Below are 15,833 nucleotides of genomic sequence, written 5' to 3' on the forward strand. Positions count from 1 at the left end.
ATGGCGTCTCAGATGAAGCGGCGCGAACGAAGGGCAATTTTCGCGCGATAGAGTGGCCGCAACACCTCTCGGGAAAGCCGTTCCGCCAACGTCCTGTCGCTTTTGATGGTACTGCCGCCAAGCTGCGGAGAAATCTCGTGTACACCGCCTGGCAGGACCGCCAGCGGAGATACGCGGGTCAACCAGCTCATCTGCACGGTCGTATCCACGGGGCGATCAAAAACCGATGTCGCCTCCAGCAGGCGGATAGCCGCATCGCGGCTGACGAGCTGGGCCACCATGCCGAGACCGATCCGGATCGGCTGGATGACATTGGTCCCGCCCTCGGAGAGAACGCACTTGCCATGCTCCCTGCCCATGCGGAATGGAAAACGAATGAACGAACCGGGCTTCAGGCAAGTTTTGGCTGCGGCAAAGGCAGCCCGGAACGCATCATCGATCTCGACGTCGTCCTCGAAGACGAGGCCAGCATCGATACCCTGCTCGACAATGGCGGCCCATGCTTTGCGATGCGACAGGAAGCAGGCGATTTCCCCCATGCTCATTTCGAAGGGATAATACGGCTTCTGCAGTCGGCGGCGATAGACGCGCTCGACCGCGCTATCCGTCAGAGTGCGCCCATCGACCGCTTCGATGACCTCGCTTGGCACCGGCAGTCTGGCTGCAAGCCGCTCGACCTGGGGCATGCGGTCACGGGCGCGCTCCAGATGAATGATAAAGCCGCGAATGACGGGCTGCTTGGCTTCTTCCAGTCTGGCGTCGGCGGGATTGGGCGCATGATCGAACTCGAATCCCGCATGAGATCTTTCGAGCGGCAGCGCCGAAGACGGGTTGAATTCGTGGGTTTGCATTAAGAGTACCTCGGTCCTTTTCGCGAGGCTCTAGCAACCGTGAATGAAAGCGAACTTAGGCTAACCTGAGCCGAAACTGAAAACGGTTGTTTTCAATCGACTCGACAACTGAAAGAAGGTTAGACGAGCAGGCTGATGCGCCCGCTCGCCATCTTGTCGTCGACCCAGCGGCGCTCGTCCAGCCAGGCATGACGCTTCCATCCTTCCCAGCTGAAGCCGCACAGCTTGACATCCCACTCGTCGGCGGGCAAACGCGACAGGGCATAGCGGATGCCGAAAAAGCCGGTGCTTGGAAAGAGTTGGCGCATCCGGCATTCGCTCACGCCAAGCTCCTCACAGCCTTCGATATAGAATTGTGGCGGCATGATGCGGATCTCCTTGCCGGCAGCGCCGACGAGTTCGATCGTCCGCATCGTCCAGTCGCTTCTCCTGCCTTTCAGGCGCGAAAGGAAGTTGGGCTTGGGGTGATATTTGCCGATGATGACGGGATGGTAGGCAAGCACGACCTCCTTTGCGGCCCTGAAGGTGGCGCTGGCCAGGAAGGCCGGATCCGTCAGCCGGCGTTGCATCGGCTTGCTGGAGGTTGCGAGCATGAGAATATCGGTGCGCGATCCGCTCATGCCGATCGACGCCTTCGGCTCGTTGAAGCGCATTGTAAAATCCGCTCTGTCCACGATCTCCGAGAGATCGCGCGGCAGCTTGCCATTGCCGATGATGATTGCTGTCTTTCGATTCAAACGCGGATATCCAGCCTTGGAAAGACTGCCGCCCTAATCCGGCTGAATGAAACGACGCTGAATGAAGCGTGAGGCCAGGATGAATAAAAGCTGACTTGAACCTGAAAGCGGATGCGGTGTCACCTGTGAGCAACAGCACTGTATCTCAGCTGCACCCGCCATATGCAAAGGGAGCCCAAGCGGCTCCGCGAGGACTGCATAGAATAGGAATCTCAGCCTATTCGACCGAATTGAACTTCTTCACCTGAAGGAAGTTCACGGCGGAACCGCTGAAACGCTCCGGATCGATCGATGCCGTCTGCATCTTGAAGCCATCCGTGTAGACGGCGGTCGGCTGGGCACGCAGCGTCGCGCTGACGAAACGTGGCGCCTTGACGGGGCGATTGACGATCTCGACGCGGGCCTTTGCGATCGCCCACTGCGAAATCATCTTCTCCGTCAGCGTCGGCGCGGTCGTCACGGTAGCGCGGCCAGCATCGGCCTCTACCGCATCCTGTTTACTCGGCCGCGAGCCCTTGGTTGCTATGCCGGCGGCAATCGGACGTTCCTGCGGCGTCACAGTATCGAAGCTGTCGTTGAAGCGACGGCTGCTGGCCTTGACCTCGTTGCGGATCGGCGCGAGCGCCGCCACCTGCATCGGCATCTGCTGCGCAGGTCGCTGCTGCGGCAGGACCGACGCGATAGCCTGAGCGGCACCGTTCCCGCCCGCTGCCCCGTCACTGACCGGCGCAATCTGATCTTTCGAGGCAACATCATTAAGCGGCGGGGTAACCGCAGCAGTCGCATCGGACCGATCGGGACGGCTCTGCTCGAGGGCGGCGACGACCGAAGGCGAAAGGGCGGCGACATCGGCCTGATCGTCGAGCGCTTCCTGATCCGCGTCAGTGGACGCCAAAAGGTTTTCAGCAAGTTCGGGGCGTTGTGCCGGCACCGGTACGGAAGCGACCTGGCCCTTCATATCAGCCTCGGCCGAGGCCAGCTCGGCATCGCCAGGCGCACGCCGATCGAGCAAGGCCGGAACGGGCACGTGATAGGAGCGAAGATCGGCATATTGCGGCTGATCGTCCGTGTTCGGCATTGCCGCCGCAAGCGCGTCCTGCGCGGCGTTACGCGACGGCGAGACAAGGGCGGACGCAACATCGCTGCCGGCAGGCTGATTGCCAAAGGCCGGACGAACCTGCGGAACGGGAGCGTTTACGCTCGCAACCTGAACCTGAGCGGGAGTTTGGACCGGAGCGGCGCTATCGTCACCATCATCGCTCGCAACCGGAGCCGGCTGACCCTTACGCGTTGCCGAAGCCACGGCCACCGGCGCTGCCGCCGTGCCACTTTCCGCATTGTCCTCTTCCTCATCCGCACCGCCGCCGCCAAACAGGCGGGCAAAGAAGCCGCGGCGCGGCGACGAGGAGCTAGCGATCTGAATATCGTCGGACGACATGCGGCGCTTATAGTCGGCAACTGCCTGCTGATAGCCCGGCAGCGGCCGGCCATCCGCCGGAATATGCATGGTCTTGCCGTCCGGGAACAGGCGGACAAGATCCTGGCGATCCATGCGCGGCCAGGCGCGCACACCGCCGACATCCATATGGACGAAGGGGGAGCCGGAGGTCGGATAATAGCCGACGCCGCCCACCTGAAGCTTCATGCCAAGCTCGCGCAGCTTGGTGAGCTTGACATCTGGAATATAGAAATCCATCGCATTGCCGAGCATGTGCTGGCTCTTCTTGGCAACGCCTGTATGGGCGGAGCGCGTGCGCAGCATCTCATTGGTGCCGGGCGAACGGAAGCCGCAGATCACGTAGATGAATTCATGCGAACCGCTTTCGCGGTAGACTTCCCAGATCAGATCGAACAGGCGCGGATTCATCTTGGTCGGCTGATTCTTGCGCCAGTCGCGCAGGATGCGGTTCAGCTTCTCCAGGCCGTCCGGATCGAACTTGCCATTACGCTTATAGGTGATGACGGCCTTTTCGCCGGTGTGGACGTAATAGATCTTGAGGCTGCGGGTTTCACCGCCGGCCTGCGAAGGGGTGCCGACGAAAACAGGGGTGGAAACGGCCAAGGCAAGGAGGCCAACGGCTGCAACCTTGGCCACCTTGCGAAATAAGTCAGAGCACGCAGAATGCCAGCTCAAGCTTTTAGGCTTGGTATTTCCACTCAAATTCGGCAATTCGATCCCCGTCCGACAGACAATGTCGCATCGTGTTCCAAATGGCTGTCAATTGCGGTGACACGATGGCAAAAATGCCACACATGGTCGCCCTCTTCATACATGGTGAACGATGCACTAACAAGTGCTTTACGACGGGTAACAAAATATGCTTGCCTAAACGTTAAATCACCACTCATGCGGCGTTTTTTTGCGGGTCATCCGGGTCTATGCCGTAGTCCTTCAACTTTCGGTAGAGAGTTGAGCGGCCGATCCCGAGCTTTCTCGCCACTTGACTCATCTGTCCGCGATAGAATTTCAAGGCAAATCGGATGAGTTCTTCCTCGACATCCGCCAGTTTTCTGACATCGCCCGATGTATTGGTGCTGACGATGACATTGTCGGAAGCGCTCTCGGAAGCATCGCCGCCCGGAAGAGAAGAGGTTGCAGCCGCAGCCTGAAGAAGGGGGCGTGCGGCCCGTTCCGCTCTCTCCGTTGCAATGTTATCCGCCGCGTGCGCCTGCGAATTATCCACAACTAACGTCGGGTGCTCGGCGGCGAAGTAGCCGGGCAACTGCGCGGCGATCTGCGGGAAATCCGTATCGCGCAGTTCGGGCCCTTCAGACAGAACGACGGCGCGGAAGATCGCGTTTTCGAGCTGGCGGATATTGCCCGGCCAATCATAGGCCGTCAGCAGCGCAAGAGCGTCGTTGCTGATTCCGAGCGGATGGTCGAGCTTCTGCTCGAGCGCGAATCGGTCAGCGAAGGCGCGTGCCAGATGGGGAATATCTTCCTTGCGGCGTCGCAATGCCGGCATGGTGATCGGGAAGACGTTGAGGCGATAATAGAGATCCTCGCGGAACCGCCCTGCCTTGACCTCTTCGATCAGATCCTTGTTGGTCGCCGAGATCAGCCGGACATTGACCTTCTGCGCGACGCGCGCGCCGACGGTCTCGATTTCGCCCTGCTGAACGGCGCGCAGCAGCTTGACCTGGACATCAAGCGGCAGATCGCCGATCTCGTCGAGGAATAGCGTGCCGCCATCGGCCTCCATGAACTTGCCGACATGGCGCTCCGCAGCACCCGTAAAGGCGCCCTTCTCATGACCGAAAAGGATGCTTTCGACCAGATTGTGCGGAATGGCGCCGCAGTTGACCGTCACGAACGGCTTGCCGGCACGGTCGCTGGCTGCCTGGATGGCGCGCGCGACCAGTTCCTTGCCGACGCCGGATTCGCCTTCCAGTACCACGGGAATATTCGATTGCGCCGCGCGATGGGCAAGGTCGATCACACGCATCATCGCCGGGCTTGCCGAGACGATATCGTCGAAAGTGATGCTGCTCGAGCGCGACTTGCGCCCGGCGCGGGCCTTGGCCTCGCGCTGGTCCAGCTTCAGCGCATTGGCGATCGACGCCGCGATACGCTCCGGCGATACCGGCTTGACGACGAAATCGAAGGCGCCGGCCCGCATGGCCTGCACCACGGTATCGATGCCGCCCTGCCCCGTCTGAACGATCACGGGCAGATCGATGCCCATATCGTTCAGGGCGCCCAGGAACTCGATGCCGTTCATTTCCGGCATCATGAGATCGAGCACGATCACATTGATCTGATCGCTGCTGCGCTTCAAAACTTCGAGGCCGAGACGGCCATTCTCTGCCAAATGAGCGACGTGTCCGTGCCGCTCGATGGCATTCTTCAGCAGACGGCGTTGAATCGGATCATCCTCAACAACGAGAATCTGCGCGCCCCCCTTGGCGCTATTGTAAACGGTCATTGGTGCCTCACTTCATGCGAAACCTGAAGCGAACACTCGCAGAAAGGCTTGAACATGAAGTTTTGCCAAATCATCGCATTTTAATCATTATGACGAATGTAATATCGCTTATGTTTCAAGCGCCAATGCAAGGAAATCAGGCCTTGCAGCATGCTTTTCGGCCGATTAGACACGAACGGACCGGACGTTCCGAAAAATAAAAGCAGAGGAAATATCGCCCATGAGCCCGACCTCGCTCCATCGATCCCTTAACTTTTCCGCAAGCCAGGCCGTCGGACAAGCGCTTGGCGACCTGCCAGCCTGGAAACTCAGCGACCTCTATCCGTCCGCGACCTCGCCGGCCTTCCTCAATGACATGGAAAGGGCGGGCAAGATGGCCGTCGCCTTCGAGGAAAAGTGGAAGGGAAAGCTTACCGATGCCGCCGCCAAATCGGGCGATGCCGGTATCGGCGCGGCCCTCAAGGAGTATGAAGCGCTTGACGACATCATGGGCCGCCTCGGCTCGTATGCCGGGCTCACCTATTTCTCCAATACGGCCGATCCGGCCAACGGCAAGCTCTATGGCGATGTCCAGGCTAAGCTGACGGACTACTCCTCGCATCTCCTGTTCTTCGCGCTGGAACTCAACCGTATCGACGATGCGGTGATGGACGCCTGCATGGCGAACGACCCCGCCGCCGGCCACTATCGCCCGTGGATCGTCGACCTGCGCAAGGACAAGCCCCATCAGCTCGACGACAAGCTGGAACAGCTGTTCCTGGAAAAATCCATGACGAGTGCCGCCGCCTTCAACCGCCTGTTCGACGAAACGATGGCGGAACTGCGCTTCGAGATCGACGGCGAGAAGCAGCCACTGGAAGTCGCCTTGAATATGCTGCAGGAGCAGGATCCGGAGATACGCCGCAAGGCCGCCATGGCGCTTGCCGAAACCTTCAAGGCCAATTTGCGCACTTTCACGCTCATCACTAATACGCTCGCCAAGGACAAGGAAATCGCCGATCGCTGGCGCGGCTTCGAGGATATCGCCGACAGCAGGCATCTGGCCAACCGCGTCGAGCGCGAGGTGGTGGATGCGCTGGCGGCGGCCGTGCGCGAGGCCTATCCGCGCCTCTCGCATCGCTATTACAAGATGAAAGCCAAGTGGCTCGGCATGGACCAGATGAACTTCTGGGACCGCAATGCACCGCTGCCGGAGACGCCCAACGCCCTGATCCCCTGGACCGAAGCGAAAGACACGGTTCTTTCCGCCTATGGCAGTTTCGCGCCGGAAATGGCCGCCATTGCCAAGCGCTTCTTCGACGAGGAATGGATCGACGCGCCGGTGCGCCCGGGCAAGGCGCCGGGCGCTTTTGCCCATCCGACGGTCCCTTCGGCCCACCCTTATGTTCTTGTCAACTATATGGGCAAGCCGCGCGATGTCATGACGCTGGCGCACGAGCTTGGCCATGGCGTGCACCAGGTGCTGGCCGGCGGCCAGGGCGCGCTGATGTGCCAGACGCCGCTGACGCTCGCGGAAACCGCCTCGGTCTTCGGCGAGATGCTGACCTTCCGCGCGCTCCTTGACAGGACCACCGACAAGCGCGAACGCAAGGCCATGCTCGCCCAGAAGGTCGAGGACATGATCAATACGGTCGTCCGCCAGATCGCCTTCTACGAATTCGAGCGCAAGGTTCATACTGCCCGCAAGAATGGCGAGCTGACATCGGACAATATCGGCGAGCTGTGGCTCTCGGTACAGGCAGAGAGCTTAGGCCCGGCGATCAAGATTTCCGAGGGCTACGAGACCTACTGGGCCTATATCCCCCATTTCATCCACTCGCCCTTCTACGTCTACGCCTATGCCTTTGGCGATTGCCTGGTGAACTCGCTCTATGCCGTCTACCAAAACGCCGAAAAGGGTTTCCAGGACAAGTATTTCGAGCTCCTGAAGGCCGGCGGCACCAAGCACCACTCCGAACTGCTGAAGCCCTTCGGCCTCGACGCGACCGATCCGTCGTTCTGGAGCAAGGGACTGTCGATGATCGAAGGGCTGATCGACGAGCTGGAAGCGCTAGATAAGAACTGAAATCCCGTCTGCTCTAAGGAAAAGCAGGCCAGGCATCTTCGCTGTTGCCGAAGCTTTGCGCTTGGCCCCTCACCCCGCCGATGCGGGGAGAGAGTTGGGGTGAGAGGCCAAGCGTAACGGCATATGCAATCATGCCTCGGGATCACTGAACAAAGACTGGATCGAAATCCGCGCATGGCCGATGCCATACCCTACGTCCTCTTCAGGGACGACAGCACAGGACAGGTGATGATCTTCGCCGAACCGGCCGAGGTCATCATGGCCCATACGCGCGTGCAGTTTTTCGATGCGCTGGATCGCATGGAAAGGGCCAGGCAAGAGGGAAAATGGCTGGCCGGCTACATGGCCTACGAGGCCGGGCATCTCTTCGAGGAAAAACTCGCATCCTTCGCCGAGGAAAACAGGGAAACACCGCTGCTATGTTTCGGCGTTTTCGATGCGCCGGCCGCCGACGGCCATCCACTCGGTCAGCCGGCGCAGCGCCCGGAAAACCAGGAGTTTCTCACAGAGCCGAAGGCCGGCTGGAATTTCGAGATATATAAGGAGCGCTTCGACAGGCTGCATTGGCATCTGCGTCAGGGCGATTGCTATCAGGCAAACCTCACCATGCCGATCCGTGCCCGCTGGAACGGCGATCCGCGCGCTGCCTTTTGGTCGCTGATCGAACGGCAGCCGGTGAAATACGGCGCGCTCGTCGATCTCGGCGGGCCGATCATCCTGTCGCGCTCGCCGGAGCTTTTCTTCCGCACGGACGAGGATGGCTGGATCGAGACGCATCCGATGAAGGGCACGGCCAAGCGCGGCAAGGATGCCGCCGATGACGACGAGATCATCGCCGCCATGCTCGCCGACGAGAAGACGCAGGCCGAAAACCGCATGATCGTCGACTTGCTTCGCAACGATATCTCGCGCATCACCGAAGTCGGCACGCTGGACGTTCCCAAGCTTTTCGAAATCGAGACCTATCCCACGCTGCACCAGATGGTCAGCCATGTGCAGGCGAAGCTGCTTCCCGGCATCACCATTCGCGATATCCTCGCAGCACTTTTTCCCTGCGGCTCGATCACCGGCGCGCCGAAAATGCGGGCGATGGAAATCCTGCACGACCTCGAAGGCAGCCCGCGCGACGCCTATTGCGGCGCGATCGGCATGATCTCGCCTGGTGGTGCCATGCGTTTTTCGGTGGCGATCCGCACGATCACGCTTTTCGAAGACGGCCGCGCGGTGTTCAATGTCGGCGGAGGCATCGTCTTCGATTCGACGGCGGAAGCGGAATATGAGGAATGCCTCCTCAAGGCGCGCTTTGCCGTGGGGGACCGATGGATCGACCGGTAGAGGATTTTTCCCTGATCGAGACGCTGCGCTACGAGCCGGAAACCGGCTTCGTTCGCCTGCGCCTGCATCTCGCCCGCCTGCAGCGCTCCGCCCGCCGCCTCGGCTTTTCAGCTCCGAAGAACGTGCTCGGAAAACTGGAACAGGCGATTGCCGGTACCGCTGTGCCTTTGAGGGTTCGGTTGACGCTGGATCGTGAAGGCCAGACGGCAGTGACGACGGCCCCCTTTGTCCCGCTGCCACCCGACACCGTCTGGCGGGTCCGCATTGCCGCAACCCGGCTCGATTCCGCCGACAAGCTGCTGCGCGTCAAAACCACGCGCCGCGCAGTTTATGAGGCAGCGCGCGCGGAATATCGGCCTGACGAAGCAGACGAGGTGCTGCTGCTCAATGAGAAGGGCGAGTTGTGCGAGGGCACGATCACCTCGGTCTTCATCGAGGATGGTCCGGACGCGCTGCGCACTCCGCCGATTTCCGCCGGACTGCTTGCCGGCGTCTTGCGCACGGAACTCATCTGCCAGCGCAAGGCCCGCGTCGGCCGCATCCGCGTCGACGACCTTAAAGACCATACCCTTTACGTCGGAAACTCCCTGCGCGGCCTGATCCGCGCGCAACTCCTATGGAATGATTGAATGTTCATCCTCTCACTCACCTATCTCAAGGGCAATGACGAAGCTGACAGGTATATGGAGCCGCACATGGCCTGGGTGAAGGAAGGCTATGCCAAGGGATGGTTTTTGGCCTCCGGCCGCAAGGTGCCGCGCACCGGCGGCGTCATCTTCGCCCGCGGCGAGCGTACCGAACTGGAGGCCTATGCTGCAGCCGACCCCTTCACCATTCATGGCATCGCCGTCTATGAGATCCAGGAAATCGCGCTGACCACCGTTACCGATGACCTGGAAGCCTTGAAAGGCTGAGCGCGGCCGGCGCTGCATTTCCCATAGGTCAGTAAAAACAAACCTTGAAGGCAACAAACTCGTCGCATATGGCGTGTATGTTGGCCTTCTTGACTTTGCCCGGCTAACCCTGAACAGCTCTTTATTGTGACATCAAATTATGATTAGAGCCGCTCATCTCGCGTTTTCGCGCCAACTCTGATTGAATTTCGCAAACCGAACGGCGTCCTGCCTTTCGAAGGAGAAAAGAATGACGGAAGAGAACTATCCGGTATATGCCGAAATTACCGGTCCGATCGTGATGATCGGCTTTGGCTCCATCGGCCGCGGCACCCTGCCCCTGATCGAGCGCCATTTCAAATTCGACAAAAGCCGGATGGTCGTCATTGACCCGCAGATGGACGCCGAGCACCTGGCGATCCTCGAAAAGCATGGCGTCCGTCATATCAAGGAATATGTCACCAAGGACAATTACAAGGATCTCCTGAAGCCGCTCCTGACGGAAGGCAGCGGCCAGGGCTTCTGCGTCAACCTCTCGGTCGACACCTCCTCGCTCGATCTCATCAAGCTCTGCCGCAAGCTCGATGTGCTCTACATCGATACCGTCGTCGAACCCTGGCTCGGCTTCTACTTCGACAAGAGCATGAAGAATGCCGACCGCACCAACTATGCGCTGCGCGAAACCGTCCGCAAGGAAAAGGCGAAGAACCCGGGCGGCACGACGGCCGTTTCCACCTGCGGCGCCAATCCGGGCATGGTCTCCTGGTTCGTCAAGCAGGCGCTCGTCAACCTCGCCAAGGATATCGGCTTGAAGTTCGACGAGCCGGATCAGCACGACCGCGAAGGCTGGGCCAAGCTGATGAAGAAAGTCGGCGTCAAGGGCGTCCATATTGCCGAGCGGGACACGCAGCGCACCAAGCATCCGAAGCCGCTCAACGTCTTCTGGAATACCTGGTCGGTCGAAGGCTTCATCTCCGAAGGCCTGCAGCCGGCCGAGCTCGGCTGGGGTACCCATGAAGAGTGGATGCCGAAGAACGCCAAGAAGCACAAGAAGGGCTGCCAGGCCGCCATCTATCTGGAACAGCCGGGCGCCAACACCCGCGTCCGCACCTGGTGCCCGACGCCTGGCCCGCAATACGGATTCCTCGTCACCCACAACGAGTCGATCTCGATCGCCGACTATTTCACCGTTCGCGACAAGGACGGCGAAGTGACCTTCCGCCCGACCTGCCACTATGCCTATCATCCGGCCAACGACGCCGTGCTCTCGCTGCACGAGATGTTCGGCAACGGCGGCACGCCGCAGCCGGTCCATCACGTTCTCGACGAGGACGAGCTCGAGGACGGCATCGACGAACTCGGCGTGCTGCTTTATGGCCATGCCAAGAATGCCTACTGGTACGGCTCGCGCCTGTCTCTCGAAGAGACCCGCCGCATCGCCCCCTACCAGAACGCCACCGGTCTGCAGGTGACATCAGCCGTTCTCGCCGGCATGGTCTGGGCACTGGAAAACCCGAAGGCCGGCATCGTCGAAGCCGACGAAGTCGACTACAAGCGCTGCCTCGAAGTGCAGCTGCCCTATCTCGGCCCGGTCGAAGGTCACTACACCGACTGGACCCCGCTCGATGGCCGCCCGGGCCTTTTCCCGGAGGACATCGACACCAAGGACCCCTGGCAGTTCCGGAACATTCTGGTTCGCTAAGGGTATAGTGTCAGCTTGATGCCAGACCCGAATGCCCGCACAAGTCGTGCGGGCATTTTTGTTACGCAAGCCAGATAAATCAAGCAGATCGGTGGTGGAGCCTTGCTTTAGCCCGATGGTCGCGTCATCTTCCTTGCAACCGATGCGCCTTTAGTCCGCCATTATTCGCGGGAGACATTTATGAAGATAAGAACCATGCTTGCCCTCGTTGCTGCCGCGTCAGCCTTGTCCGCCTGCGTCGATTTCGGCGGATCGAGGCCGCCGCCGATGGGAATGAACACCGGCGGCCAACCGCAAGGGAATTCCGTTGAAGGCCGCTGGGCCGATTCGAATGGGCTGAACTCGACATTCTCGAGCGGCCGATTCGAAACGCATACCACTGATGGCACGAACCAGCAGATGGCCTCGGGAACCTACACGACCGATCCATCCGGCATGATCCAGATCAATCTTTATTCGAACGTCAAGCGCACGTCGTCGAAGGTGAATTGCTTCCTGGCCAATCCGAGCCAGCTCAATTGCACCTCCGAAACCGGCGGGCATTTCTCGCTCAATCGCCAGGGCTGATATGGGCCTGCCGGATGAATAAGGCATCATGCGCGGCGTGCTGGTCCTTTATCTCGCTCTTGTCGCAGCTCTCCCCGCCGCTGTTATGGCGACGGTTCTCCCTGTCAATACCTATCGGGCTCAGGGCATCGATGCGCTCGATTGCGACGGCCCGATCGGCGTCCTGATCTTCGCCTTGCCCGCCTTGCTGGTCTATGGCGCCGGCGCGATCCTTCTCTACCGGAAGCGGAAACGGCGCTTTCATCTTGCAGCCTCCCTTTGCTGCCTGCTGATCTTCTGCGCCGCCGGCTGGAGTGCCGCTGCGGCATTGCGGGAATCCTACGGCCCCGCCTCCGCCGAGGCATGCGCCTGATCCGGCGCACATTTCCCTGCTTGTAAAAATCCTAATGAAGCCAACAGCTTTTGCTTGCACTCGCTTGCCCGTGATGAAAACATCGGCAGGGGGGACCGCCATGGGCACGGGCGGGCCGGATTGCGATGACCAACAGGAGAGACAGATGAAGCAGCCCTTCGGAGTGGGCCTTTTGGCCGCCACGCTGCTGGCGCTCAGCACCAGCGCCGCCTTCGCGGACTATCAGCTCAACATCCTGCATTTCAATGATTTCCATTCGCGCGTGGAATCGATCAACAAGTTCGATGCGACCTGCTCGGCAGCCGAGGAAGCCAAGAATGAGTGCTTCGGCGGTGCAGCCCGGCTGAAGACCATCATCGACCAGCGCCGCGCCGCACTTGCCGGCCAGAATGTGCTGGTTCTCGATGCCGGCGATAATTTCCAGGGCTCGCTGTTCTATACCACTTACAAGGGCGCGGCCGAGGTCGAATTCCTCAACGCTGTGAAGATCGACGCCATGACGGTCGGCAACCATGAGTTCGACGATGGCGAAGGCCCGCTTGCAGCTTTCCTCGACAAGGCACAGTTCCCGGTCGTAACCGCCAATCTGGTGGTCGACGATCAGTCGAAGCTCGGCGAGCGCATCAAGAAATCCATCGTGCTCGATGTCGGCGGCCAGAAGATCGGCATCGTTGGTGCGGTAACGACCGAAACGCCGGAACTGGCCTCGCCCGGCCCGCATGTGAAGATCACCGACGATGCCGCCGCAATCAGCGCCGAGGTGGATGCGCTGAAATCGCAGGGCATCAACAAGATCATCGCTCTCACCCATGTCGGCTATCCGCGCGATGTCGAGAAGATCGCCAAGATCGCCGGCGTCAGCATCGTCGTCGGCGGCCATTCCCACACGCTCCTGTCGAACACCGACCCGAAGGCAGCCGGCCCTTACCCGACCATGGTCGACAATCCGGCGGGCTACAAGGTGCCGGTCGTCCAGGCCGCCTCCTATGGCAAGTATCTCGGTGACCTCGTCGTCACCTTCGACGATAACGGCATCGTCAAGGATGCCAAGGGCGACCCGATCCTGCTCGATGCCTCCATCAAGCCCGATCCGGCGATCGCAGCCCGCGTGCAGGAAATGGCCAAGCCGATCGAGGAACTGCGCAAGAAGGTCATCGGCAGCTCGCAAGGACCCATTGAAGGCGCGCGTGAAGTCTGCCGCGTTCAGGAATGCTCCATGGGCAATCTCGTAGCCGATGCAATGCTCGACCGCACCAAGACGCAGGGCATTTCCATCGCCATCCAGAACGGCGGCGGCTTGCGTGCCTCCATCGGCGCCGGCGATGTCAGCATGGGCGATGTTCTGACCGTGCTGCCCTTCCAGAACACGATTGCGACCTTCCAGCTGACCGGCGCGGAGGTAAAGGCGGCGCTGGAAAACGGCCTCAGCCAGATCGATGAGGGCGCCGGCCGCTTCCCCCAGGTTGCCGGCCTCAAATACAGCTTCGACAAGACCAAGCCCGCAGGCAGCCGTCTCGTCTCCGTCGAGGTACAGGAAGGCACGGAATTCAAGCCGATCGATCCGGAAAAAACCTATGGTATCGTCAGCAACAATTACATGCGCGCCGGCGGCGACGGTTATGCGGTCTTCGCCAAGGATGGCAAGAACGCCTATGATTTCGGCCCCAATCTGGAATCGGTGGTCGCCGATTATCTTGGCGCCCACAACCCCTACAAGCCCTACACAGACGGCCGCATAACCCAGGTCGGCACCGTCGCGGCAACGGCGCAGCCCGCGCCGGCAAAACCGGCCGATGCGACACAGCAGGCCGCGCCCGAGCAGAAGCCGGCACCGGCCGCGGATGGCGGCGCAGCTTCTTCCACGACGCCGCCCGCCTCTTCGCCACCGACCGTCACGACACCGAGCACGACCATGCCGACAAATCCGACGGCGACGCCATCCACTCCGCCAAAGTCGGATCCGGCGGCGTCAACACCCGCCACGGCAGCACCCGCGACCGAAACTCCGGCAACGTCGGCACCCGCGACGAGCGCGCCCGCGGCAACAACGCCGGAGACAACCGCACCGGCAGCTGCCGCCAGCGAGCCGCCCAAGACACCAACGACGACACCGACGACTCATGTCATCGTCGCCGGCGATACGCTCTGGGATATTGCCAAGACCTATTACGGCAACGCCAATCAGTGGCACAAACTCGTGGCCGCCAACCGCAATATCAAGCCGCACCACCTGACGATCGGCGAAAAGTTGAGGGTCCCGACCAAGTGAGGACGATTTGTCTCGTATGAGAGGGCCGGTCCGGGCTTTCCCGGGCCGGCTTTTGTTCTTATGTGAAGTGCTTCGTATCTTGAGAGGAATTCAATCGATGACAGCTGACCTGACCACGCTTTCGCCCGATCACCCCAGCGTGAAATACGGCAAGGTCGGCGTGCTGCTCATCAATTTGGGAACGCCTGACGGCACAGACTATTCCTCGATGCGCCGCTACCTGCGCGAATTCCTGACAGACCGCCGCGTCATCGAATGGTCGCGCTGGAAATGGTACCCGATCCTGTTCGGCATCGTGCTCAATACCCGGCCTCAGAAAGTCGGCAAGGCCTACGAGACGATCTGGAACAAGGACAAGAACGAGAGCTACCTGCGCACCTATACGCGCAACCAGTCCGACCTGATGGCCGAGCGGCTGCGCGACCTGCCCAACGTCAAGGTCGACTGGGCCATGCGTTACGGCCAGCCTTCGATCGCCGATCGCATCCAGGCACTGAAGGACGATGGCTGCGAGCGCATCGTGCTCTTTCCGCTCTATCCGCAATATGCGGCGGCTACGACGGCGACGGTCAACGACAAGGCGTTCGAAAAACTGCAGAAGATGCGCTGGCAGCCGGCGATCCGCACCGTGCCGCAATATCACGACGACGAGACCTATATCGAGGCGCTTGCCAATTCCGTGACCCGTCACCTCTCGACGCTGGACTGGCAGCCGGAAAAGATCATCGCCTCCTTCCACGGCATACCCATGTCCTACTTCAAGCTTGGTGACCCCTATTACTGTTTCTGTCAGAAGACCGGCAGGCTGCTGCGCGAGAAGCTTGGCCTCTCCGAAGATCAGTTCATGGTCACGTTCCAGTCCCGCTTCGGCCCGGAGGAATGGCTGCAGCCCTACACCGACAAGACGGTGGAGGAGCTTGCCAGGAACGGCACCAAGCGCATCGCGGTGCTCAATCCCGGCTTCGTTTCCGACTGCCTGGAGACGCTGGAAGAGATCGCCGAACAGGCGGCTGAATCCTTCCATCACAATGGCGGCGAGAAATTCACCCATATTCCCTGTCTCAACGACAGCGAAGACGGCATGAAGGTGCTGGAAAAGGTCGTGCGGCGGGAACTGCTCGGCTGGGTGTAAGAGG

Annotated in this window: 12 protein-coding genes and 2 pseudogenes; 9 read left to right on the forward strand and 5 right to left on the reverse strand. The window is 60.5% G+C overall.

Annotated elements, in window-relative coordinates; all coding sequences use genetic code 11:
• Nucleotides 1-8: 8 nt before the first annotated feature.
• The 5 genes and pseudogenes from PH552_RS24660 to PH552_RS24675 all read right to left on the reverse strand — a co-directional run.
• The gene (locus PH552_RS24660; RefSeq protein WP_183764861.1) at nt 9-851 is read right to left on the reverse strand and encodes a glycosyltransferase family 25 protein; all 843 of its coding nucleotides are present in this window, start codon (nt 849-851) and stop codon (nt 9-11) included.
• A 119-nt stretch (nt 852-970) separates the two neighbouring features.
• Complete coding sequence (locus PH552_RS24665) at nt 971-1,588, reverse strand: glycosyltransferase family 29 protein (RefSeq protein WP_113249993.1); 618 nt, start codon at nt 1,586-1,588, stop codon at nt 971-973.
• A 217-nt stretch (nt 1,589-1,805) separates the two neighbouring features.
• Nucleotides 1,806-3,758 carry a peptidoglycan L,D-endopeptidase MepK gene (locus PH552_RS24670; protein ID WP_145644490.1) on the reverse strand — a complete coding sequence of 651 codons (1,953 nt, stop codon included), beginning with the start codon at nt 3,756-3,758 and terminating at the stop codon, nt 1,806-1,808.
• Nucleotides 3,759-3,933: 175 nt separating this feature from the next.
• Nucleotides 3,934-4,146: pseudogene (locus tag PH552_RS33840) on the reverse strand (helix-turn-helix domain-containing protein); the annotation flags it as partial.
• Between the two features lie 116 nt (nt 4,147-4,262).
• A pseudogene (locus PH552_RS24675) lies at nt 4,263-5,514 on the reverse strand (sigma-54-dependent transcriptional regulator); the annotation flags it as partial.
• Between the two features lie 220 nt (nt 5,515-5,734).
• Here PH552_RS24675 and PH552_RS24680 point away from each other — a divergent pair.
• The 9 genes from PH552_RS24680 (at nt 5,735) to hemH (ending at nt 15,829) form a co-directional block, all read left to right on the forward strand.
• On the forward strand, nt 5,735-7,579 hold the full coding sequence (locus PH552_RS24680) for a M3 family oligoendopeptidase (protein WP_145644489.1): 1,845 nt from the start codon (nt 5,735-5,737) through the stop codon (nt 7,577-7,579).
• Between the two features lie 174 nt (nt 7,580-7,753).
• Nucleotides 7,754-8,914 carry an aminodeoxychorismate synthase component I gene (locus PH552_RS24685; protein ID WP_113249996.1) on the forward strand — a complete coding sequence of 387 codons (1,161 nt, stop codon included), beginning with the start codon at nt 7,754-7,756 and terminating at the stop codon, nt 8,912-8,914.
• Nucleotides 8,899-9,543 (forward strand): aminotransferase class IV family protein, encoded by a 645-nt coding sequence (locus tag PH552_RS24690; RefSeq protein WP_183764864.1) that lies wholly within the window; start codon nt 8,899-8,901, stop codon nt 9,541-9,543. Before PH552_RS24685 ends, PH552_RS24690 begins: the two co-directional genes overlap by 16 nt.
• On the forward strand, nt 9,544-9,828 hold the full coding sequence (locus tag PH552_RS24695) for a YciI family protein (protein ID WP_183764867.1): 285 nt from the start codon (nt 9,544-9,546) through the stop codon (nt 9,826-9,828). It begins immediately after the preceding gene.
• A gap of 229 nt (nt 9,829-10,057) precedes the next feature.
• Nucleotides 10,058-11,509: a homospermidine synthase gene (locus PH552_RS24700; protein WP_169645664.1), complete on the forward strand. Its 1,452-nt coding sequence runs from the start codon at nt 10,058-10,060 to the stop codon at nt 11,507-11,509.
• Nucleotides 11,510-11,689: 180 nt separating this feature from the next.
• On the forward strand, nt 11,690-12,076 hold the full coding sequence (omp10, locus tag PH552_RS24705) for an outer membrane lipoprotein Omp10 (RefSeq protein WP_112343331.1): 387 nt from the start codon (nt 11,690-11,692) through the stop codon (nt 12,074-12,076).
• Nucleotides 12,077-12,104: 28 nt separating this feature from the next.
• A complete protein-coding gene (locus tag PH552_RS24710) occupies nt 12,105-12,428 on the forward strand; it encodes a hypothetical protein (protein WP_113249999.1) in 324 nt (107 codons plus the stop codon).
• A gap of 145 nt (nt 12,429-12,573) precedes the next feature.
• Complete coding sequence (locus PH552_RS24715; protein ID WP_183764869.1) at nt 12,574-14,697, forward strand: 5'-nucleotidase C-terminal domain-containing protein; 2,124 nt, start codon at nt 12,574-12,576, stop codon at nt 14,695-14,697.
• A 97-nt stretch (nt 14,698-14,794) separates the two neighbouring features.
• On the forward strand, nt 14,795-15,829 hold the full coding sequence (gene hemH / locus PH552_RS24720) for a ferrochelatase (protein ID WP_113250001.1): 1,035 nt from the start codon (nt 14,795-14,797) through the stop codon (nt 15,827-15,829).
• The last annotated feature ends 4 nt before the right edge of the window (nt 15,830-15,833 follow it).

Source organism: Rhizobium aureum, from assembly GCF_030182495.1.
GTDB classification, from domain to species: Bacteria; Pseudomonadota; Alphaproteobacteria; order Rhizobiales; family Rhizobiaceae; genus Rhizobium; species Rhizobium tropici_C.